Source organism: Klebsiella sp. GB_Kp056 (assembly GCF_040064755.1).
Lineage (GTDB): Bacteria > Pseudomonadota > Gammaproteobacteria > Enterobacterales > Enterobacteriaceae > Klebsiella > Klebsiella quasipneumoniae.
Genome location: NZ_JBEAJA010000057.1, coordinates 21121 through 43982, shown reverse-complemented (window position 1 = coordinate 43982; position 22862 = coordinate 21121). Strand labels below are relative to the sequence as shown.

Genomic DNA, 22862 nt, shown 5'->3' with positions numbered 1-22862 from the left:
TTGCCCGCCAAAAAAACAATCCTTCTGCGTTCGCATGCGGCGCGGAACTCTGCTGGCTATCAACTATTCCCGACGAGGATACTGATGATGTTATTTCACACCGGAAAACTGCGTTTACTTGCTGTCGCCACGACCATGCTGGCATCGATGAGTTTTATTTCTGCCGCCAGCGCTGCCGGTCCGACTTATGCGCTGGTGCAAATCAATCAGCAGGCGCTGTTCTTTAATTTGATGAATAAAGGCGCGCAGGATGCGGCTAAGGCCAGCGGCAAGGATTTAGTAATTTTCAACTCTAATGATAATCCCGTGGCGCAAAACGACGCGATAGAAAACTATATTCAGCAAGGCGTTAAAGGCATTCTGGTCGCCGCTATCGACGTTAACGGAATTATGCCAGCGGTAAAAGAAGCCGCCGCCGCTAACATTCCGGTGATTGCGATTGATGCCGTATTACCGGCCGGACCACAGGCGGCCCAGGTCGGCGTGGACAATATTGAAGGCGGCAGAATTATTGGTAAATATTTTGTGGACTACGTGCAGAAAGAGATGGGTGGCAAGGCGAGGGTGGGGATTGTCGGCGCGCTGAATTCGGCCATCCAGAACCAGCGGCAAAAAGGGTTCGAAGAGACGCTGAAAAGCAATCCGAACATTTCCATTGCTAACGTGGTCGACGGGCAGAACGTGCAGGATAAAGCGATGACCGCGGCGGAAAACCTGATCACCGGCAACCCGGATCTGACAGCAATCTATGCCACTGGCGAACCCGCGCTGCTCGGCGCTATCGCCGCCGTAGAAAACCAGGGGCGGCAGAAGGATATTAAAGTGTTTGGCTGGGATCTGACGGCGAAGGCGATTTCCGGTATTGACGGCGGCTACGTGACCGCCGTCCTGCAGCAGGATCCGGAAAAGATGGGCGCCGAGGCCCTGAATGCGCTGAACAGCATCACGTCGGGAAAAACCGTGCCGAAAACCATTCTGGTTCCGGCGACGGTGGTGACCAAAGCGAACGTCGATGCTTACCGTCCGCTGTTTAAGTAGGTCAACGCGCGCCGTCCTGGGTTAACAGGGCGGCGAGCTCATGGCTGCCGGGAAACGCGCTGAGCGTTCCCCGGCGGCTAACGGTTATGGCGGCAGCGCGGCTGGCGTGCGCCAGCGCCAGGTCATCCGGCGCGACGCCGCGCAGCAGGGCGGAGGCCAGCATGACGGCGAGGAACGTATCGCCTGCGCCGGTCGTATCAATCGCCTCGGCGGGCACGGCGGGACAAAACTGGCGCTGTCCCGCCTGAACCAGCCAGGCGCCAGCGGCGCCCTGGGTTATCACTAAGGTTTTCACCCCATAGGGCTGAAGCAGCTCGGCCTCGGATTCATTGACTACCGCGATGTCGATGAGCGGCCACAGATGGCAAAAGTCAGGATTGACGGGCGAGGGGTTGAACACCGTTGTCATGCCGAGAGTTTTGGCGTACCGGAACAGCGCCCGCGTTTTATCAAGGGAGAAATTGCCCTGCTGTAGCAGAATATCGCCGGCGGCGGCATCCGCCATATGCGGAATAATATCCTCAAGGCTGAAGGCGTCGGCAGCCGCCGTCGTGGTAATGATGGCATTGTCGCCATCAGCGCTATTTAAAATAATCGAGGTGTCGCTATGTTGATTGAAAGGGTCGTCGGGAAGTAAGGTCAGTGGTTCATTTTTTATCTGCTGGCGGATCCAGGCGCCGTTGCTGTCATTTCCCGTGGCGGCAATTAAACGCGTCTCTATTCCACAGCGGGATAATATAATCGCCTGATTCGCGCCTTTACCGCCGATATCCTGCGAGACTTTAACGCCGTGAATGGAAGTGCCTTTTTTCGGTATATCCGGAATAGACCAGGTTTCATCGACGGCAATATTACCGGTAACGTAAACACGCATAGTGTTCCCTTAACAGGATGGATAAGATGGTTGCTATCTCAGCAGAAAAAACCAATGCAATACAAGCTATTTTTTCACGAAACAAAGCCGTTATTGGCGTTATTCATTGCGATCCTTTTCCTGGTGCGCCTAAATATCGAGGAAAATCAGTCTCCGATATTGTTGAGCGTGCGCTTCGCGATGCTGAAAATTATATTTCAGGCGGTGTTCATGGTCTGATTATTGAAAACCACGGCGATATTCCGTTTTCCAAACCTGAGGACATCGGCCATGAAACCTCCGCGCTGATGGCGGTCATTACCGAGAAAATTCGTGAGCGGTTTGCGGTCCCGCTGGGTATTAACGTCCTGGCTAACGCGGCGATCCCGGCGATGGCCATCGCGCTGGCGGGCGGCGCCGATTTCGTCCGCGTCAACCAGTGGGCCAACGCCTATATCGCCAACGAAGGATTTATTGAAGGGGCGGCCGCAAAGGCGCTGCGCTACCGCAGTATGCTGCGCGCTGAGCATATTCGCGTTTTTGCCGATAGCCATGTCAAGCACGGTAGCCATGCCATCGTCGCCGATCGTTCGATTCAGGAGCTGACGCGCGATGTCGATTTCTTCGAGGCCGACGCGGTGATCGCCACCGGCCAGCGCACGGGCGATAGCGCCACGATAGCGGAAATTGACGAGATCCGCGCGGCGACGGCGCTACCGCTCCTGGTGGGCTCCGGGGTAACGCCGGCTAACGTGAGGCAGATCCTCGGGCGGACCCAGGGGGTCATTGTGGCCAGTACGATGAAGGTCGATGGCGTCTGGTGGAACGATGTTGAGCTGGCCCGGGTGAAGCATTTTATGTCGGTCGCTCAGGCCGCGCTGGAGGAAGCCTAATGGAAGCGTTTAGCGAACGCCTGCTGCGCGAACATCAACCGGCGTGGCAGGCGATGCAGCAGCACCCGTTTGTCACTGATATTGAACAGGATCGACTGCCGACAGCCGTCTTCAACCGCTATCTGGTGTTTGAGGGCAACTTTGTCGCGACGGCCATCGCGATTGTTGCCCTCGGGGTCAGCAAAGCGCCGGGTATTCATCAGCAGCGCTGGCTGATTGGCGTGCTGAATGCCCTGGTTGATACGCAGATCGCGTGGTTTGAGCAGGTGCTGTCATCGCGACAGATCGATCCCGCTGAGTACCCGGATGATTTGCCCGGGGTACGGCGCTTTCGCGACGGTATGCTGCGGACCGCCCGCGAGGGCAGCTATGAGCAGATCGTGACCCTGATGTTCGGTGCGGAGTGGATGTACTATCGCTGGTGCCGACGGGCGAGCGAACATCGACAGAGCGATGCTGATTTACGACGCTGGGTGGAAATGCACGCGGAGGACGAATTCTACCAGCAGGCGCTCTGGCTAAAGTACGAACTCGACCGTTGCGCCATGGCGCTGAGTGAAAAGGAAAAGCAGGCGCTGTCGGCGCTTTACGGTGAAGTACTGCAGTGGGAAATTGATTTCCATCACGCTGCATACGAGGAATAGCCGCGAGGTGACTCACAGGAGGCGCCGGAAGCGGCGTCTCCTGAAATCTTGCTCAGGTAGTCCGCGTCTTATCCGGGCATTGCCTCTCCAGCCATTTTACGACGAGGGGCCATCATTTCTCTGCATGGCTGGGGAGGCTATGTCCGCTTCCATTTCGTGTCGCCTTGCCGGAATACAGACTTTCCTGCCGTAGCGGGGCAAATATCCTGCACTTTGACGCTTATTGATTATACTTTGATGGTGGCTTGTGCTGCTTCAGGCAGTTGACGCGAGGGCGGGTAGCAAACCAGTCCCCTGACATTGGGTCAACAGGTCCGATGATGATGTGATCATGTAACAGTCGAGGAGGTATGGAAAGATGGGATTATTAAGTTTTGTGAAAGAAGCGGGCGAGAAAATATGGGACGCCGTCTCCGGCGACAGTAAAGAAGAGCGGGCCGATAAACTGAAAAAACATATCGATGGTCTTAATCTGCCTGGCGCCGAAAAGGTCAATATTGATGTTGCGGACGATGGCACCGCCACGGTCACTGGCGATGTTGCTTCGCAGGAGGATAAGGAAAAAATTCTGGTAGCGGTCGGGAATGTCACTGGCGTAGGTCAGGTCAGTGACGGCGTTAAGGTGACGCAAAGCGGGGCGGAAAGTCGTTTATACACGGTCAAATCCGGTGACACCCTGAGCGCTATCTCCAAAGCGATGTATGGCTCTGCCAATGATTATCAACGTATTTTTGAAGCCAATAAACCGATGCTGACGCATCCCGATAAAATCTATCCGGGTCAGGTGCTGATTATCCCGGCGAAGTAGGCCGTTCATTCCACTCAGCAGCAACATCAGTGATGGCAGGGATACTTGCTTTATACCGTCGTCGGGAGCAGCGGCGGACATCAATTCCTCTCTCAACGGCAAAAGAGCCAGCAAGCTGGCTCTTGTTTTCCCGGTTCAGGCGCTTACTGTGCGTCAGCCAGCGCCAGCCTGGCCTCTTCCTGCTCGCTGTTTTTACGCTGTTGCTCAAGCTCCAGCGCGCCGCGATGGGAGAGGTAGCAGAACAGGATGCAGCAGACGATCCCGCCCATCAGCAGATAGAACCCGCCGTGCCAGCCCATTTTATCCACCATCACGCCGAACAGGCTGGTGCCTAACGAGGCGCCAAAGATATAGCTCATAAATCCGCGCAGGCCCACGGCGGAGCCAACGGCAAAGCTGGGGACGATCTCCATGGTCTGGACCGAGGCCAGAAACTGCGGGACGTAAATCAGGCAGCCCACAATCGCCGCAAATACCGTGACCATCAGCAGTGATTCGCTTTTCCAGTAGCCGATCAGACAGATGAAGATCAGCGCCATGCAGATCATGGCTAACGGCATCCGGCGGCCTTTGAACAGCTTGTCGGAAAGCCAGCCGGCCAGCAGGGTAGACGGAATCGCCGCCCATTCAAAAAACAGGAAGGCGACGCTCATCTGCTCTTTAGAAAAATGTTTCACCGTCAGCAGGTAGATTGGCAGCCAGCTGATCATGCCGAAACGCACCATATAGACAAACACATCCACAAGGGAGACATACCAGGCGTTTTTGTTACGCAGGACGTAGGTGCAGAAGATCTGGAATGCGCTCATGTTCTCCGGCGCTTTCCGGGCGTGTTTGGTCTTCAGCACCACTTTTTCTTCCGGCATCATCTCTTCCAGCGAAGGCAGGCCTTCCTCGCGCGGCGAACCTTTACCCAGCACCAGTACGCTGATGGCGAATACCACCGCCACGCAGGCCGGCACAATGTAGCTGGCGCTCTGCCAGTGCTCGGTACCGAGAATCGCAAACGCGGCGCCGACGATCGGGGCGACAATCCCGCCGCCGACGTTATGGGAAATATTCCAGAAAGCTCCTACGCGGCCACGCTCCCGGCGCGGAAACCAGTTCGCGATGGTAATGAAAGAGGGGCCGACCCCCATCCCCTGAAACAGGCCGTTCAGGACAACCAGCGCAGCAAAAACCCAGAATGCGGTGCTGAATCCTAACCCGACGTTGACGATGGCGCACAGTACTAGACCGCAGGCCATAAACACTTTCGGGCTGGCTTTATCCGCGAGGCTGCTCATCACGCCTTTACTGATCCCGTACGCGATGAGCATACAGCTGCTGAGCAAACCGATCTGCGTGGCGCTAAGATCTAACTGCTCTTTCAGATAGGGCGTGGATAAGGTGAAGTTATTGCGCACGATATAGTACGCCAGATATCCCAGAAATACGCTTAGCAGCGCCTGCATACGGTATCGACCATACGTTGCCTGAATTTTCTCAGCAGGAACTGTATTCGCCGACGGCCCTTTTTTTAATAATGATAACATGTCGTCACCTGTATTTTATATTGATGTGAACATCAGGAGCATTCGGCCTGAAGGGTGAAATAAGCGGCCGTAAAATACAAATCGTCGAAATGAGTCAAAACTGACTCAAACTAATGAATTGATGGGTTGATTTTGACTCATATTGAATGAGCGAGAACCTGCGGAATTAATGTTGCGCTGATTTTATGTCCGGCTTGTGCGGACTCTAACAAATTCCCCAATCATTATCTGGTAATCTTTAGCGATATTCCCGGGCGCCCGTTTGGCTATTTTTCCGCTCGCGGTGATTAATTCGCCAGCTGTCATAAACGGGTAAGTTTTGTCTCAACGTAATTTTTTTGGTATTTCAATATTTATGAACGGGATCACAAACATGTCTCTTCGTCGGGGCGGGATAGTGAGCAAAATGCTCGCGATGCTGCTGCTGACCGCCTGGCTGAGACCCTGTGCGGCGCAAAGCAATGAGCTGGTGATGGCGACGACATTTTCTCCCAGCGCCACCGTGTGGATTATCGATCGCTGGCAGAAAGAACCGGGGTCAGTGACGATCAGGACGCTCAACCGCACCAGCGCCTCGCTGGAACAGCTGCTTGACACGGCAAATGCCGAAAATGTCGATCTGATCCTGACCTCGTCGCCGATGCTGCTGCAGCATCTTCAGGAGCATCAAAAACTGGCGCCGTTCAGCGGTGCGCCGGCAGTCAGCCAACAACTGGTGCCGGAATCCATTCGCTCCACCTCCGTGGCCGTAGCGATTTCCGGGTTCGGTTTGCTGATTAATCGCCCGGCGCTGATGACACGGCACCTGCCTGCGCCAGCGGACTGGGATGATCTGACCGATCCCCGCTATCAGGGGGCGCTGCTGATGAGCAGTCCGTCGCGTTCGGATACCAACCATCTCATGGTGGAGTCGCTGCTGCAACAAAAAGGCTGGATTAAGGGATGGGCAACGCTGTTGATGAGTGCGGGAAATCTCGTGACCATTTCATCCCGCAGCTTTGGGGTGGCGGATAAGATTAAAAGCGGCCTGGGCGTGGCCGGTCCGGTGATTGATAACTACGCCAATCTGCTGATGAACGATCCGCACCTGGCTTTTACCTATTTCCCGCAGTCGGCGGTTTCGCCGACCTATGTCGCGGTGCTTAAAAACAGCCAGCACGCCAGCGAGGCGCGGCGGTTTATTCGCTATCTGTTAAGCCCGGAGGGCCAGACGATCCTCGCCGATGCCAATACCGGGAAATACCCGGTAACGCCCCTGGCGGCGGGCAATCCGCGGGCGGCGCAGCAGGCGGTGCTGATGAACCAACCGCCATTGAACTATCGGCTGATCCTCAAACGCCAGCGCCTGGTGCAACGGATGTTCGATACGGCGATCAGCTTTCGTCTTGCTCAGCTAAAAGATGCCTGGCGAGCGCTGCATAGCGCGGAGGCCCGTCTCAAGCGTCCGCTGCCCGAGATTCGCGCGTTGCTGACCCGTGTGCCGGTCGATCCGGCCAGCAGCGAGGATGAAGCCTGGCTGGCTCAGTTTGACAATAAGAGCTTCGCGGAACAGCAGATGATGGAGTGGCAGCTCTGGTTTCTCAACAATCAGCGGCAGGCGATTAATAAACTGGAAGAACTGAAATGATGGGCAGGTCCATACTGCAACGTCTGCGGCAAATCAGTATCAGTAGCAGCCTGCGCGGGGCTTTTCTGATGGGGGCGCTGCTGACGCTGATTGTCAGCAGCGTCAGCCTCTATTCATGGCATGAGCAAAGTTCGCAGATCCGCTATTCGCTGGATGAGTATTTTCCGCGCATCCATTCGGCTTTTCTGATTGAAGGGAATCTCAACCTGGTGGTCGATCAGCTCAATGAATTTCTGCTGGCGCCGAATACCACGGTACGCCTGCAGCTGCGCAACCAGATTATCCAGCATCTGGATAAAATAGAGCGGCTGAGCCAGGGGTTGTCGCCGGCAGAACGCCAGCAGCTGGCGGTGATATTGCAGGACAGCCGCGCGCTGCTGGCGGAACTGGATCGCGTGCTCTACAACATGTTTCTGGTTCGCGAAAAGGTGGGAGAGCTTTCGGCGCGGATCGACTGGCTGCACGATGATTTCACCACCGAGCTGAATTCGCTGGTGCAGGATTTTACCTGGCAACAGGGAACGCTGCTCGATCAGATTGAAGCCCGACAGGGGGATGCGGCGCAGTACCTGAAACGCTCCCGGGAAGTGCAGAATGAACAACAGCAGGTCTATACGTTGGCGCGTATTGAAAATCAGATCGTTGACGACCTGCGCGACAGGCTCAATGAACTGAAATCCGGGAATGATGACGGCATGCTGGTGGAGACGCATATCCGCTATCTGGAAAACCTGAAGAAAACGTCGGATGAAAATATTCGTGCGCTGGATGACTGGCCGAGCACCATTACCCTGCGACAAACGATCGATGAGCTGCTGGAAATTGGCATGGTGAAAAATAAGATGCCGGACACCATGCGCGACTACGTTACTGCGCAAAAAGCGCTCGTGGAAGCCAGCCGGGCCAGAGAAGCGACGCTGGGACGCTTCAGAACGCTGCTGGAAGCCCAGCTTGGCAGCAGTCACCAGCAGATGCAGATGTTTAATCAACGTATGGGGCAGATTGTCCGGGTCAGCGGCGGGTTAATCCTGGTGGCGACGCTGCTGGCGCTGCTGCTGGCGTGGGGGCTGAACCATTATTTTATTCGCTCGCGGCTGGTGAAACGCTTTACCGCGCTGAATCAGGCGGTGGTGCAGATTGGTCTGGGCCAGACCAAAGCGACCATTCCGGTTTACGGGCGCGACGAGCTGGGACGTATTGCCGGTTTGCTTCGCCATACCCTCGGTCAGCTTAATGCGCAAAAACAGCAGCTTGAACAGGAGATAGGCGAGCGGAAAGCGATTGAGGCCGATCTGCGTGCCACTCAGGACGAGCTGATCCAGACTGCTAAACTGGCGGTGGTGGGGCAGACGATGACCACCCTGGCGCATGAGATCAATCAGCCGTTGAATGCGCTGTCGATGTATCTTTTTACCGCAGGAAGGGCAATCGAGCAGGGACAGACGGAGCAGGCGCGGACGACGTTAAGCAAAGCGGAAGGGCTGATCAACCGCATTGACGCGATTATCCGCTCCCTGCGCCAGTTTACCCGCCGCGCAGAACTGGAAACGCCGCTGCACCCGGTCGATTTGCGCCAGACCTTTACCGTGGCATGGGAACTGCTGGCGATGCGCCATAAACCTCAGCAGGGGACGCTGCTGATACCGGATGACGCCGTCTGGATCCTGGGAGACGAAGTGCGTGTTCATCAGGTGCTGGTGAACGTGCTGTCAAATGCCCTTGATGCTTGCCCGCACGCAGCGCAAATCACCGTGAGCTGGCACATCCAGGGCGAAAGGCTGTGCGTGTTGATTGCCGATAACGGCCCCGGCTGGCCTGCGGCCTTACTCCCTTCGCTGTTAAAGCCGTTCACTACCAGCAAAGCCGTGGGACTGGGAATAGGGCTTTCGATAAGTGTTTCGCTGATGACGCAAATGAAAGGGGCGTTGCGCCTGGCGTCGACGTTTACGCGCAGTGCCTGCGTGGTGCTGGAATTCAATTTGACGGATGTAAAAGATGTTGAGTAATCACTGTTCGATTCTGCTGATTGATGATGATGCCGATGTGCTGGATGCCTATACGCAGCTGCTTGAGCAAGCGGGGTATCACGTCAGTGCCTGTAATAATCCTTTTGATGCGCGGGAGCGGGTGCCGAAGGACTGGCCCGGCATTGTTTTAAGCGATGTCTGCATGCCCGGCTGCTCCGGAATCGATTTAATGACATTGTTTCATCAGGATGACGATCTGCTGCCGATTCTGCTTATCACCGGTCACGGCGATGTGCCGATGGCGGTGGAGGCGGTGAAAAAAGGGGCCTGGGATTTCCTGCAAAAGCCGATCGATCCAGGCAAGCTGCTCACGCTGGTGGATGCCGCGCTGCGTCAGAGGCAATCGGTGATCGCCCGTCGCCAGTATTGTCAGCAAAAATTACAGGTTGAGCTTATTGGCCGCAGCCAATGGACGGATCGGTATCGCCAGCGCCTTCAGCAGCTGGCAGAGACGGATATTGCGGTATGGCTTTACGGCGAGCCGGGAACCGGCCGGATGACCGGCGCGCGTTACCTGCACCAGTTAGGGCGTCACGCCGAAGGTCCGTTTATCTCCTGCGAACTCAACACGGCTAACGCCCACACGCTGAATGAACTGATCGCGCAAGCCCTGGGCGGGACGCTGGTCTTAAGTCACCTGGAGCATCTGACTCACGGGCAACAGCATCATCTGGTACAGCTGCAGAGTCATGAGAAACGGCCTTTTCGCCTGATTGGTATCGGTAATGCTTCGCTGGTGGAGCTGGCCGCCAGCAGCCAGATAGTGGCGGAACTCTATTACTGCTTCGCGATGACGCAAATTGGCTGCCAACCTCTGTCAAAGCGACCTGATGATATCGAGCCGCTGTTTCATCACTATTTGCAAAAAACCTGTCAACGGCTGAATCATCCCGTCCCTGAGGTGGATGCCGGTCTGTTGAAGGGGATGATGCGGCGGGTGTGGCCAAATAACGTTCGCGAACTGGCGAACGCCGCCGAGCTGTTTGCGGTGGGGGTATTACCGCTCGCGGAAACGGTGAATCCGCAGATGCTCGTCGGCGAACCGACGCCGCTGGATCGGCGGGTTGAGGAGGTCGAGCGGCAGATCATCACCGAAGCGCTGAATATCCACCAGGGACGTATTAATGAGGTGGCGGAGTATCTGCTGATACCGCGTAAAAAACTCTATCTCAGAATGAAGAAGTATGGCCTGAGTAAAGAGCACTACAAAGGGGTTTAGGCATGGCGCCAGACGATGGTTAATAATATCCTGAATGGTTCCTGTGCCGGAAAATAACGATGTTTTTACGCTAAAGGGGCAGGGAAGGGTGAACCCTTATGAATAACTGAAAAAAGAGGACACCATTTTTTAAATGGATTTTTTATATAGATTTGCAAAGGTGAAGAGGTAAAAAATTAAGCGCCTGTTATTTTTTTATTTTATAGAAGGAGTTCTGAGTGAAGCGCATTAACGAACGTGCCTGGGAAGTGTTTGGTATCTATGGAAGGGTTTGTGAAAGCTGCTCCGGGGCGATCGCATTAAGCCTGTTGCAGGCGCTGGCGATGTTTGGTTGCCTTGAGAAAAGAGAGGCTGGCGGGTTAACGCTGTATTGCATTCTGACTTTCATCGCCGTTGTGGCGACGATCGGTTTTTTTGCCTCTCTGATAAGTATAGGAAGAACTATTCATATACAAAGTGAAGGTCATAAGGTAGCTGAATTCCTGATTTCCTGCGTTTTTTATCCGGTCGTTATCGGTATCCTGCTTTCGGCGCTTGCGACGCTTCAATCAATATAAGGTGACATCAGGCGTAAGGACTCCAGAGCGATCTCCACGCCATCATTTTAAAGTGGCATGAAGAGGTGAAGGTCGATTCCGATTTAACGAAACGAAGCTGCATCAGGCGGCTCGTCGCATCGTCGACATAGACCAGTGAGATACAGGCGGGCGCACGGTTCTCGAACCAGTGATGGTCGCAACCATCAATCTGGATCAGTTCGCCGCAGCAGGCCCGAAGATAACGTGACTGCTGAATTTTCGGCGCACGTTGTTTGCGGGGGATCCAGAGACCGGCTTTAACCATGAGTGAACGGACAGTCTCTTTGGACAGATGAACATCATGCAGTTCTGCGAGTTTCTCACACGCCAGCGTAGACCCAAAGTCGGTATAGCGCTCGCGGATAATATTGAGCGCGTACTGTGCAAGGTCATCTGGCAGCTGGTTATTGCTGAGATTTCAACAACGGCGGTTAGCGATATCTGGCGAGCTGATTCACGACAGTGCAACAGAAGGCGTCGGTACTGGCGATCAGATTTACTCAGGCGCTGTGTGGCCATCAAGTGTGGTCAGACTCCGGTCGACAACGTCCTGAATGATTTTGAATCGGTTAACTTCATCCAAAGTGAAAACGTCCGCTGCATGAGCCGTTATCAGAATCCCTCGATGGTGAATCTACGGGTCACTTATCCAGGAGCAGGCCTTACAACTTAGCCACCGCAATACAAGTGCGCATAATGTATATTATGTTAAATGACGTATAGTGCCCAATAACTTCATATTTGACAGCGGCCTCTTAACAAATCAACACGGTACTTATTTATGACTGACATCCCTTTTCTTGCGTTATGTTCATAGTACATGTTCGCCCTGTCATCTGATATTCAAACTCCTCCCTTAATGGACAATGCTTCCTGAAGATGAACTTTCACCGGACCAGAAACTGGCGGTTATGTATGTTTCATACTTGCCTCCAGTTTCAGGGAAATTAAAGTTAAACAGGCAGATTTTGTCTCACAGAACACCCAGTATCACTTTGACAGGAAATCACGAAGGTAAAATCTCAATCGTGGCCGCTCTGGCGCGTGTCCCTGTCATTGCTGAAACATAGCTGCTGCTGGAGTACTTTTTCTGATAAGCCTGATCAATTTTACTTTCAAGCTCAGGGTCTGATGGTTTTGCGAACAGGACGTCGAACTCCTGTCCAATAGCCAGTATCTTACCCGCCTGCTGGGACAATGCAGCCTGATACCATTTTGAACGGGTACCACTATAGGCTCGGACGAAAAGTCTGTTCTCCACCTTCACTTCCCAAATCCACGTCGGCGTACCGGTCGTATTCATATCGGGATGATACGGAGCGATTTTCAGGTCGTCGGCCGCATCTATTCTTGTTAATAATTCAGGGTTCCAGAACATAAACTTCTCCTCTTTCAAGAGCAGTGTCTGTCGTTTGTCGCGCAGACACTGCATCTGAAAGCACCGGACGGTGCTATGGCTTACTTATTAAAATTTTTGTTAAAAAATGCAGTGATGTTATCGAACGGGATCTTATCCATACGATCATATAAATCGACATGTGTGGCATCTTTAACAATCAGAAGCTCTTTTGGTTGATTTGCCGCTTCATAAGCCGTTTTGGAGAAGTAAAGCGAATGCGCTTTTTCGCCATGGATGAACAGGATCGGACGCGGAGAAATTTCCTTGATATAGGTCATGAGCGGGAAATTCATGAAGGCCATCGGCGTTGTCACCGACCATGAATTGCCAGAGTTGACGGCTCGTGGATGATAACCGCGTTTGGTCATGTAGTAGTCCGCATAGTCCACGAGGAACTGTGCTTCCCCGCCCTTCAGTTTATTATAGGCTGGCTGGTATGCAGGTTTGCCGTTTGCCGCATCTTCCCAGCGCTGAAGACTCATCTTCTCCAGCGCCTGCTCGCGTTGCTCCGGCGTTACGCTGTCATTGTAGCCTTTCGACATTACGCGGCTCATATCATACATGGTGCTGGCAACGACCGCTTTTACGCGTTTATCCACGGCAACAGCGTTCAGGGCAATCCCCCCCATGCCGCAAATACCAATGACACCGATACGTTCACGATCCACATAAGGTTGCAGTCCAATAAAATCGACTGCGGCCATAAAGTCTTCGGTATTGATATCAGGGGAAGCAATATTGCGGGGTTCACCACTGCTTTCACCGGTATAAGACGGATCAAATGCCAGCGTCACGAATCCGCGCTCTGCCAGGGTCTGAGCATAAAGACCTGAAGCCTGCTCTTTTACCGCGCCAAACGGGCCGGAAATCACAAGCGCAGCAAGCTTCTTGTTCCCGCGATCTTTAGGAAGATACACATCTGCGGCCAGCGTAATACCGTAACGATTTTTAAAAGTAACTTTTTGATGATCCACTTTTTCGCTCCTTGGGAAAGTTTTATCCCACGTCTGAACCAGATGGACTGAAGAATCTGCTGTGCCTGGTGCCGGCTGGGCGACCGCAGCTTCTGTTGAAATCAGAGCCATCGCTCCGGCGATGAGTGCGCGATTAAAAAAGCGCGTTGAAGATTTTAGCGTCATGATATTAAAACCTTTCATTGGATGTTGAGGGATAGTTTCAGACAGCATGCATGAGTATTTCAGTTACAACTCTCTTTTCCGGAACCGAATTAGATTCGGGTTGGGTTGTAGAAAGTAAACTCTTTCACGTATGTCTCCTCCGGATAACCTGTCTGGCAGTTAAAAATGGCTTTAACCTGAACGGGTTAAATTGGCTCGCTGTGAAAGCTGACTGACAGGTCACATCTTCATTTCAGTGTTGTTATTTTGAGTGCCTTACATGAAAGTTGTTATTAAAATACTCTGCATTATTTGCCTGATCCTCTGAAACTGAATTTAAAGCGTATATTTCAATTTTCATCGCTGCTAAGTTGTTAACGTCAAAAGCCGCAATAAACGTGAGGTATTACAGAATGATTTCTGACAAAACGGTTGAAAAACTACTCGGCGTGCTTTCCCGGGATATTGCTCAGCGCACTCCGGGCACCGGTGATTTCCCAACAGCGGTAGAAGGACTCCAACTGTTCCGCCGAAACGAAACCGCTCCTCCGGTGAGCTGCCTGGTCCCTCCCAGTATCGTTCTGGTGGCCGATGGCGCGAAGCTCATGTGGGTTGGTGGTGAACCTTACGAATACAATGCGGAAAAATTCCTGATCACCTCCCTTGACCTGCCAGCCAGCTCGGAGGTTTTACAGGCTTCGACATCCCGGCCCTGCGTCGGCGTAGCCTATAAACTTGACCAGCGCGTGCTGATGGAATTAATTGCCCAGGGAAGCCTGCCGCCGGTCAAAAAACGAGACGCGGGAACGGGTGTCGGTATAGGAACGGTTACTGATGTTTTGCTGGAACCTTTCTGCCGTCTGCTTTCTTTGCTTGACGAGCCTGAAGCCATTCCTGTCCTCGGGCCGCTGATTCAAAGGGAGATACATTACCGGCTTTTGATGAGCGATCAGTCCGATCATCTCAGACAGATTGCAGCAGTAGACGGCCATGGCTACCGTATCGGTAAAGCTATCGACTGGTTAAAAACCAATATTGCGTCACCCTTACGCGTAGAGGAACTGGCAAGTCGGGTGCAAATGAGCACGCCCTCTTTTCACCAACACTTCAGGCAGCTTGCGGGAATGAGCCCGCTCCGGTATCAGAAATGGCTGCGCCTCAATGAAGCCAGGCGACTGATGCTGAATGAACATTACGATGTCACCACAGCAGCCTATGCTGTCGGTTACGAAAGCTTATCCCATTTCAGCCGGGAATATACGCGGATGTTCGGGGAGTCACCCAAGAGGGATATTACTGTGCTGAGAAAGTCAGCTGGTAAGCTTCAATAAATTCTCCACAGCCACAAGTGAAATCGGTAGTGAATTATATTACTTCCGCCCGGGGTGGCCGCTTCGAAATAAAGCTAAGAGGCATTACGGTAGCGTAATATCGAGATAACTTCAGCAAGGGCGGGTGACAGTTGATGACGGCTGGAGTAATAAAGATGATAACCTTACAAAGCGGATTGGTGTTGTTATTGGTGGATTCGGTGTTCTCATGCCGACGAACGACGTGACCGAAAACTTCCCGACAAACCAGCTATGGCGTTGTTCATAAAACTCCTCCGGCACGTTTGTGGCGCTCTCGATCGTCGTTGGGTTCATCAGGCGAACGCATGTCGGCGACACAAGGACCGCACCAGGTCTGCCGGCGCGGTTAACAACATGTTTTGCTTCTGGTTGCGTATCTGCCAGATAATGCTGACTCACTCAATTTTAACCGTTCCCGGCAAACCGCACGCCGCACTTTCTCTGCCCTAAAATGTCCAGGTAACTGCTGCTGCCAGTGCCGCCTCGTTACGTCGTAACACGATCGGGCTTTGATTGGCATGCTCCCCAAGCCAGGTATAGTCAGCGCTCAGAACCGTGCCCCAGTGGGCATCAAACTGGTGACTCCAGATCAGACTGTTGTCTATGCCATAAAATCCCCCCGGTGCTGAATAGCGGCTATAACCTGAACGCCGGCTCTGCTCCGGATTCACGCCATACCAGGTATTCAGGTAACGGTTGTCGCCAAACAGGGCCGCCGTTTGAAAGGCGATCGTGTCCTGATCGGTTTGTACGGGAATCAACGTGAAGGATGCCTGGTAGCTTACCCCCTGGCTGTCCGTTAAAGGCAGCGTCGCTTTACCTTCAACACTGAGCCACGAAAGCGCCTGCCAGCCAACGGCAAGGGCCGTGTTCAGTGAGACGTCAATGTCTCCCATCCCTTTCAGATTATTTGCCCCTGCCCGCCAGCTGGCGTTTTTATCCGTCCTTCCCAGATCGTATCCCAGCGTATGTTCGAAGTACCAGCCGCTGGCGTTCTGCAGGTCATACCCTACCCCTTTCTGCGTATCAATAAAGAAAGCGCCGTTACGACCCTGAAGCACCGGAACCACCTGCCATACCTGCTTGTCTGAACCTGAGTATCGCGGAGCGTAGCGCCCCCCCAGCCCGATAGTGAAAGAGCCGTCATCATTTGCCTGTACACAGGATGTGATGGCCGTCAAAAGCGGTACGGTCATATACAGGGCTTTTTTTATCGCTATCATACTGTTCTCCTCACGGATGCTGGTTTCTCCTGAGGCAGGAGCTGCCACAAAATGTTGGCGCAGTATGATTTGGCAAAATCAATGAATCGTCGGGATAGTGTTAAGAATCGGTCAAGGTGAACGGATGTTGTCCAGAAGAGTGCTGATTATTGAAGATGACGCCGATGCGGCTGGCGTGCTCGAGGCCTATTTACGCCGTGAAAATTACGATGTCGTCATTACAGGAGATGGACTTTCCGGGCTGGATATGGCGCACCGGTGGAAACCCGATCTGATCCTGCTGGATGTGATGCTTCCGGGGCTTAACGGCACCGAAGTCCTGGCTGGCCTGCGTCGTAAAAATGATGTTCCGGTGATCATGGTCACCGCCATGGGAGATACTCCCGATCGTATTGGCGCTCTGCGCTATGGCGCTGATGATTATGTTGTTAAGCCTTACCATCCGGGAGAAGTTGTGGCCCGGGTGCAGGCGGTATTGCGTCGCAGCAATAAAACGGAAACAAAGGAAGAGATCCTTCGCTGGCAATCACTTGAAGTGGATGTTACGGCCATCGTGGCGAGCATTATCGACGGGGACACCACACCGCGGACGTTGGATCTGACCCCAACCGAATTTTCACTACTGACCACGCTTATGCGCTCTCCTTCACGACCTTTTTCCCGCCAGCATTTACTGGAGCACTGTTTGCCGGAAAGTGAAGCCCTGGAGCGTGTGGTGGATACCCATATTTATAACCTGCGTAAAAAACTCGAAGCGGCGGGTATTTCCGGCGTGCTGGTTAACGTTCGCGGCGTAGGCTACAGGTTCAGACAACCATGACAAAAACCCGCTATTCCTCCCTGTGGCGCTGGATTTGCGCACGTATATTAGCGCTGGCCATCGGAAGCGTAATTGTCATAGCGACCTGTATGTGGCTACGTTATGCGGTGCAGAATTACTGGATCATGAGCAGAATGCCGGCATCGGTCCGACAAGAGTTTCTTGCGCTCAGCCAGAACCCGCAGGCGGACCCGGCGCGCTTCCATCAAATCGTCGATACCTGGTGGGGGTTGAGTTATTCAACACCCTCCATCGCCTCGGCAGACTGGGTCACCGTGGCGTTACTGGTCCTGGTCATGATCCCTTTTATTGTGGTGATGGGGTTGAGATATGCCAGGCCACTGGCGCTGCAGTTCAGCCGGTTGCGTGATGCGGCAAAGGACGTCGCCGAAGGGCAATTTGGCCGCCAGGCAGAGCTCATCAGGAATGCGCCGGCTGAAATGGTCAGCTTTGCCAGTGACTTTAATACCATGACGGGGAAACTGGCCCGCTATGAAAAAGAGTTACGTACCTCTCATGTGGCCATGGCGCATGAGCTTCGCTCCCCACTGACTGCCGCTATCGGACGTTTGCAGGGCATGCTGGATGGCGTGTTTGATGCCAGCCCGGAACAACTGGCAATGGTAATGAAACAGCTTCAGCACCTGAATCGCCTGACCGATGAACTTCATCTGCTCTCACTGTCTGATGCCGGGAATCTGGTTCTGGAAAACGAACCCTTTCGTCTGGATGAGCTGCTTAAGGAACGGGTGACATGGATCATGCCCCAGGCTGATGCACATCGTTTTACCATCAGGCTTCATCATTCTCAGGCATGTCCTTTTAAAGGCGATACTTTCCGTATGGGCCAGGTGTTTACTATCCTTATGGAAAATGCCCTCCGTTACGGGCGTGATGGCGGCTTTCTTGATGTCACGCTGCACTACGCCAGCCGGCAATATTGCCTCGAATTTCGCGATGACGGCCCGGGGGTATCCTCCCGGTTCCTGCCGGAAATGTTTAACCGTTTTAGCCGGGAGGAGCAGTCGCGTGCCCGCCACTCCGGCGGCAGCGGTCTCGGTTTGTCGATTGCTCGCGCGATTTGTCAGGCCCATGGTGGCAGTATCAGCGCGTCGTTACCTGAAACCGGCGGACTCGCAGTCAGCATTTTGTTACCCTGGACGTCGTCTGAGATGGAAAATAGCCGCTCTTGATAATACCTTGACGAAACGTCGAATCTTTCTCGACTAAGCGCGCATTTAATAACGCCGTAACCTATATGGAGCGGCGTTATGTCAGATGAATTTTTACTCTCCCTCCGCCACAGTCTGCACCATTTGTACGACGTGGCGCGCACCCTTTCCTGGCTGCACTTTCTCCCCCTGACCCTTCTTTCGGTAGTGATTTTTCTGCTGCCCGGATGCGGGGACAACCAGGGTAATACGACTGATCCTGTGCGAACGGTGCGCTACGTTGTTGTTGGCTCAGCGCAAACCCTTCCCGCGCTGGAAAGAACCGGAGAGATCCATGCGCACGATGAAACGATTCTCAGCTTTCGTACCGGCGGCCGGATAGTGACGCGTAGCGTCGATATTGGCGATCGGGTCAATGCAGGGCAACTGCTGGCCACGCTTGAAAATACAACCAGTCAGAATCAGCTCGATGGCGCACAGGCTGATTATGAAGGAGCCAAAGCCGCTGCTCAGGTTGCTGCACTTAACCTCAACCGAATGCAAAAGCTCATGCCAACAGGCGCGATTGCCCGCACGCAGCTCGATACCGCCCGCGCAGACTGGCTTGTCGCCCGCGCGCGTTTAAAAAACAGCGAGTCCGCATTGCGTAATGCCCGGGAAAGCCTTGGCTGGACGCGTCTGATGGCGCCGCAAAGCGGCGTGATCACCGAAGTAAGCGCCTCTGCGGGTCAGGTGGTCAGTGGTGGTCAGTCGGTGTTGACGCTGGCGACCGGTGAAGCCCGCGATGTGGTGTTTGATATCGCTAAACCCGAGGCGATCCCGCCACAGGAACAGGCTGGCTTGCGAGTTTCCCTCCTCAGCGACCCGTCGGTGCAAGCGTCCGCCGCGGTAAGAGATATTAGCCCGCAGGCCGATCCTCAGACCCGCACATGGCGCGTCAGGGCTACCCTGCAAAACCCACCGCTGGCAATGGCGCTGGGCGCCAGCGTTACCGTCACGTTACCCGCAACGGGTCCGCATGGATACGCCCTTCCCGCTTCAGCGCTGAGCCGCGTCGACGACAAACCGGCGGTTTATGTGATTAACCCACGGTCGCAGGCCCAGCTTCGCGTGGTGGTGCCAGCATACTATACCGCCACCGCGGTTATTATCTCCGGCGGCCTTGAACCAGGCGACCGGGTGATTACCGCCGGCGTGAGTAAATTACGCTCCGGCGAGCCGGTGATTGCCGGGGAGTGCGAATCATGAAACCCGTATTGGATGAGAAATTTAACCTGTCCGCCTGGGCGCTAAGTAATCAACAGATGGTCAGTTTCTTCATGCTGCTGATCATGGCTATGGGCGCGTTCTGTTATGAGAACCTGCCACGTAACGAAGATCCGGCGTTTACGATTAAAACGGCCGTTGTTTCTGCGCAATGGCCCGGGGCATCCGTAACGGATACCACCCGACTGCTGACCGATACGCTGGAAAAAAAGCTGCAGGAAACCCCCTGGCTTGATTATCTCGAAAGTGAAACCCGTGCCGGGAGCTCCGTTATTCATGTCAATCTCCGTGACGATACCCCGCCGCAAAAGGTGCCGGATATCTGGTATCAGGTACGTAAGAAAATGCAGGATATTGCCCCGTCGTTGCCAGAAGGCGTTCAGGGCCCCGCCGTCGACGACGAATTTGATGATACGTTCGGTACGATTTATGGATTTATACCTGAGGGCTATACCCTGCGGGAGGTCCGGGACCGTGTTGAGACAATCCGCCGGGAACTCATGTCGTTACCGGATATCGGAAAAACCAGTCTGCTGGGTGAGCAGCAGGAACAGATAGTTCTCTCTTTTTCTCCAGCGCGTCTGGCAAGTATGGGGTTGAACATCCAGCAGGTAGCGGATGCCCTCAGAGCACAAAATGCGGTTGTCCCGGCAGGTATGATCCGCACCGGACAGGAAAATATGGCGATAAAGGTCAGCGGGGAACTGACTTCTGAAGCTAGCTTACGTGCTGTCACGCTGCGTATTAACGATCGTTACCTTCCTCTGACGGATATTGCCACCGTTAGCCGGGAAAACACCGAACCTCCCCAGCCGGTTTACCGGATTAACGGCAAACCCGCCATCGGGCTGGCTATCTCTATGGCGCCGACGGGTAATATGCTGCGTTTCGGCGCCGCGCTGAATGCAAAAATGCATGCCATCAGCGTCACGCTGCCGCACGGTATTGAGATGGTCAAGGTTGCCGATCAATCAGCGGTGGTCAGCGATGCCGTAAGCGGGTTTATCCGGGTGCTTATCGAAGCCGTGGCGATCGTCCTGGCCGTTTCGTTTGTCTCGCTGGGTTTACGAGCCGGACTGGTCGTGGCTGCGGCCATCCCACTGGTTCTGGCCATGACCTTTACGGGAATGATGCTGGCAGGAATAGGTCTGCAGCGTATTTCTCTCGGCGCATTGATTATCGCGCTGGGTCTGCTGGTCGATGACGCCATGATCACTGTGGAAACCATGGTCTCTGGTCTGGAAGCCGGGGATTCCCGCCGGCAGGCGGCTACCCGGGCTTTTAAAACGACCGCATTTCCGATGCTGACGGGCACCCTTGTGATGATTGCCGGGTTTATTCCCGTGGGATTTGCTGCGTCCAGCGCCGGTGAATATTGCTTTTCCCTGTTTGCCGTGGTGCTCATCGCCCTGCTGTGCTCATGGGTTGTCGCGATCCTGTTTTCACCGTTAACCGGGACGTGGCTGTTATCTGACAACATCAGACAGAAGGCGAAAGGTCCTGGACGGATGGCCCGCGGATACCAGTGGCTACTGCGCAAGGCGTTGCGTCACCGCTTCGCCACCGTGTGTATTGCTCTCATTGCGCTTGGTCTGTCCGTTTACGGAACAACCTTTATGCAGGGGGAGTTTTTCCCCGCCTCCGACAGGCCTGAATTGCTGGTCAGCCTGACGCTACCGGCCAATGCCTCGCAGTCGGAAACGCAAAATAGGGCTGAACAGCTGGAGAAGGCCCTGACAGGCAACCGCAACGTTGAGCGCTTTTCGACATACGTTGGGTCGGGAGCGATTCGTTTTTACCTGCCTATGGATGTGCTTCTGGCAAATGAAAATATCGCCCAGATGGTGGTGGTGGCTAAAGATCTTAAAGCGCGGGATCGTCTTCATCGACAGTTAAACAGGATACTGGCTACGCGCTTTAGCGACATCATCACTCGCGTATCGCCCCTGGAACTTGGGCCCCCCGTCGGCTGGCCAGTCAAATACCGGGTGAGTGGGCCAGATTATCTTGAGATCAGGTCGATCGCGAACCGCCTGAGCGATGTCATTGGCCGGTCACCCTCCTCCCGCGAGGTTAATCAGACGGCAGGCGAACCGGAGAGAGTCATTACCCTCAAGGTCAATCAGACCGCCGCCCGGGCTGCGGGCGTGTCGTCAGAAAGTCTGGCCCGGATGCTCAATACCGTCTGGTCCGGCAGTATAGTCACGTCGGTTCGCGATAATGACCGTCTTGTCGATGTGGTGCTCCGGGCCAGGGACAATGAGCGTCTTAACCTCGCCACCTTCTCTTCGCTGACTATTCAGGGGAATGACGGTAAACAAATCCCCCTCAGCGCCTTTGCCACGCCAGTCTGGGGCGTGGATGATCCGGTTATCTGGCGTCGACAGCGTTTGCCTTTCATCACCGTGCAAACTGACCTCGCCCCGGGACTTCGCGCCGAAGCAGTATCCGCAGCGTTGAGACCAGCGGTAGACAGGTTGCGCGCGGAACTGCCTGAAGGCTACAGCATTGAAGAAGGGGGCGCGGTTGCTGAATCTGAAAAAGGTAATAGTTCGGTCTATGCGGTTCTGCCGGTGACACTGGTCATCATGCTCTTGCTGTTGATGCTCCAGTTGCGCAACTATTCCCGTATTGTGTTGGCTATACTGATGGCCCCGTTTGGTTTACCGGGTATCGTGCTGGCTATGTTACCTGGTGGAACACCAATGGGATTTGTCGCTCTGCTTGGCGTGATTGCGCTCGCTGGCATGATCATTCGTAACGCCGTCATACTGATTAGCGAGGTGGACAGCAATCTTGCTCAGGGGATGGCAAGCGATGCCGCCATTATTGCGGCCGCAGAGCATCGTGCGCGCCCCATCTGCCTGACTGCCTGTGCAGCCATTCTGGGAATGATCCCCATTTCTCATCAGGTATTCTGGGGACCGATGGCCTATGCGATTATCGGGGGACTACTGGTTGCCACGCTGGTTACACTGACCGTTTTACCTGCATCGTTTAGCCTGTTGCTACAGCTGAGAATGACTTCCTCCGGCGAGATTCATGAAAAATGAGTGGCGTGCCGTCGTATCCTCGTCTCAGGGTTCTGCCAGAAGAAGGTCTGGCGGGTATCGACGGCAGGTGTGAAACATAGCTCATCACAGGGTGAATTTGTCTAATCAAAAATTCATATTTTCTTAACGTGTGTTATGGTAATAACCTCCCTATATCGTTCTAATATTTTCAATTAAATTAAAATTTAATAATGATTTAATAATGGGAAATAATGATTTTATGTTTTTTTATTGCTT

18 protein-coding genes and 1 pseudogene are annotated in these 22862 nt (G+C 53.9%); 13 read left to right on the top strand and 6 right to left on the bottom strand.

Translation table 11 applies throughout. The features are described from left to right. The first annotated feature begins 84 nt into the window (after positions 1 to 84). On the top strand, positions 85 to 1038 hold the full coding sequence (locus ABLV52_RS18815; protein ID WP_232712227.1) for a substrate-binding domain-containing protein: 954 nt from the start codon (positions 85 to 87) through the stop codon (positions 1036 to 1038). Position 1039: 1 nt separating this feature from the next. Here ABLV52_RS18815 and ABLV52_RS18810 read toward each other — a convergent pair whose 3' ends face one another. Next, positions 1040 to 1912, bottom strand: coding sequence for a PfkB family carbohydrate kinase (locus ABLV52_RS18810; RefSeq protein WP_048334830.1), 873 nt, complete (start codon positions 1910 to 1912; stop codon positions 1040 to 1042). Between the two features lie 26 nt (positions 1913 to 1938). Between ABLV52_RS18810 and ABLV52_RS18805 the strand changes: the two genes are divergently transcribed. From ABLV52_RS18805 to lysM, 3 genes are all read left to right on the top strand, one after another. Further along, positions 1939 to 2784 carry a BtpA/SgcQ family protein gene (locus ABLV52_RS18805; protein ID WP_348890760.1) on the top strand — a complete coding sequence of 282 codons (846 nt, stop codon included), beginning with the start codon at positions 1939 to 1941 and terminating at the stop codon, positions 2782 to 2784. Continuing rightward, complete coding sequence (locus tag ABLV52_RS18800) at positions 2784 to 3428, top strand: TenA family protein (RefSeq protein WP_348890758.1); 645 nt, start codon at positions 2784 to 2786, stop codon at positions 3426 to 3428. Before ABLV52_RS18805 ends, ABLV52_RS18800 begins: the two co-directional genes overlap by 1 nt. Before the next feature lie 358 nt (positions 3429 to 3786). Next, positions 3787 to 4236 carry a peptidoglycan-binding protein LysM gene (gene lysM / locus ABLV52_RS18795; protein ID WP_348890757.1) on the top strand — a complete coding sequence of 150 codons (450 nt, stop codon included), beginning with the start codon at positions 3787 to 3789 and terminating at the stop codon, positions 4234 to 4236. A gap of 143 nt (positions 4237 to 4379) precedes the next feature. Here lysM and pgtP read toward each other — a convergent pair whose 3' ends face one another. Continuing rightward, a complete protein-coding gene (pgtP, locus tag ABLV52_RS18790) occupies positions 4380 to 5771 on the bottom strand; it encodes a phosphoglycerate transporter PgtP (RefSeq protein WP_023289702.1) in 1392 nt (463 codons plus the stop codon). A gap of 406 nt (positions 5772 to 6177) precedes the next feature. On the opposite strand from pgtP, the gene pgtC reads away from it, so the two are divergent. From pgtC to ABLV52_RS18770, 4 genes are all read left to right on the top strand, one after another. Next, a complete protein-coding gene (gene pgtC / locus ABLV52_RS18785; protein ID WP_048334834.1) occupies positions 6178 to 7398 on the top strand; it encodes a phosphoglycerate transport regulator PgtC in 1221 nt (406 codons plus the stop codon). Further along, positions 7395 to 9404: a two-component system sensor histidine kinase PgtB gene (gene pgtB, locus ABLV52_RS18780; protein WP_348890755.1), complete on the top strand. Its 2010-nt coding sequence runs from the start codon at positions 7395 to 7397 to the stop codon at positions 9402 to 9404. Before pgtC ends, pgtB begins: the two co-directional genes overlap by 4 nt. Further along, positions 9394 to 10644, top strand: coding sequence for a two-component system response regulator PgtA (gene pgtA, locus ABLV52_RS18775; protein WP_348890754.1), 1251 nt, complete (start codon positions 9394 to 9396; stop codon positions 10642 to 10644). The genes pgtB and pgtA overlap by 11 nt, the downstream gene beginning before the upstream one ends. A 218-nt stretch (positions 10645 to 10862) precedes the next feature. Next, the gene (locus ABLV52_RS18770; protein WP_017900301.1) at positions 10863 to 11201 is read left to right on the top strand and encodes a hypothetical protein; all 339 of its coding nucleotides are present in this window, start codon (positions 10863 to 10865) and stop codon (positions 11199 to 11201) included. A 64-nt stretch (positions 11202 to 11265) separates the two neighbouring features. Here ABLV52_RS18770 and ABLV52_RS18765 read toward each other — a convergent pair. The 3 genes and pseudogenes from ABLV52_RS18765 to ABLV52_RS18755 form a co-directional block, all read right to left on the bottom strand. Beyond that, positions 11266 to 11835, bottom strand: a pseudogene (locus ABLV52_RS18765) (ISNCY family transposase); the annotation flags it as partial. 393 nt (positions 11836 to 12228) lie between these two features. Further along, positions 12229 to 12600 carry a DUF2255 family protein gene (locus ABLV52_RS18760; RefSeq protein ID WP_025999258.1) on the bottom strand — a complete coding sequence of 124 codons (372 nt, stop codon included), beginning with the start codon at positions 12598 to 12600 and terminating at the stop codon, positions 12229 to 12231. Positions 12601 to 12680: 80 nt separating this feature from the next. Continuing rightward, positions 12681 to 13778 carry an alpha/beta hydrolase gene (locus ABLV52_RS18755; protein WP_348890829.1) on the bottom strand — a complete coding sequence of 366 codons (1098 nt, stop codon included), beginning with the start codon at positions 13776 to 13778 and terminating at the stop codon, positions 12681 to 12683. Between the two features lie 374 nt (positions 13779 to 14152). On the opposite strand from ABLV52_RS18755, the gene ABLV52_RS18750 reads away from it, so the two are divergent. Continuing rightward, positions 14153 to 15070 (top strand): AraC family transcriptional regulator, encoded by a 918-nt coding sequence (locus ABLV52_RS18750; RefSeq protein ID WP_348890752.1) that lies wholly within the window; start codon positions 14153 to 14155, stop codon positions 15068 to 15070. A gap of 467 nt (positions 15071 to 15537) precedes the next feature. On the opposite strand, the gene ABLV52_RS18745 is transcribed toward ABLV52_RS18750, so the two are convergent. Then, on the bottom strand, positions 15538 to 16314 hold the full coding sequence (locus tag ABLV52_RS18745) for a MipA/OmpV family protein (protein ID WP_072420195.1): 777 nt from the start codon (positions 16312 to 16314) through the stop codon (positions 15538 to 15540). A 124-nt stretch (positions 16315 to 16438) separates the two neighbouring features. On the opposite strand from ABLV52_RS18745, the gene ABLV52_RS18740 reads away from it, so the two are divergent. The 4 genes from ABLV52_RS18740 to ABLV52_RS18725 all read left to right on the top strand — a co-directional run bounded on the left by ABLV52_RS18740 (position 16439) and on the right by ABLV52_RS18725 (position 22625). Further along, a complete protein-coding gene (locus ABLV52_RS18740; protein WP_064154609.1) occupies positions 16439 to 17134 on the top strand; it encodes a response regulator in 696 nt (231 codons plus the stop codon). Continuing rightward, positions 17131 to 18327, top strand: a complete 1197-nt coding sequence (locus tag ABLV52_RS18735) for an ATP-binding protein (protein WP_110243872.1) — start codon at positions 17131 to 17133, stop codon at positions 18325 to 18327. Before ABLV52_RS18740 ends, ABLV52_RS18735 begins: the two co-directional genes overlap by 4 nt. A 78-nt stretch (positions 18328 to 18405) precedes the next feature. After that, complete coding sequence (locus ABLV52_RS18730) at positions 18406 to 19554, top strand: efflux RND transporter periplasmic adaptor subunit (RefSeq protein ID WP_348890751.1); 1149 nt, start codon at positions 18406 to 18408, stop codon at positions 19552 to 19554. Next, entirely contained in the window at positions 19551 to 22625 is a 3075-nt protein-coding gene (locus ABLV52_RS18725; protein ID WP_348890750.1) for an efflux RND transporter permease subunit, read from the top strand. Before ABLV52_RS18730 ends, ABLV52_RS18725 begins: the two co-directional genes overlap by 4 nt. Positions 22626 to 22862 lie beyond the last annotated feature (237 nt).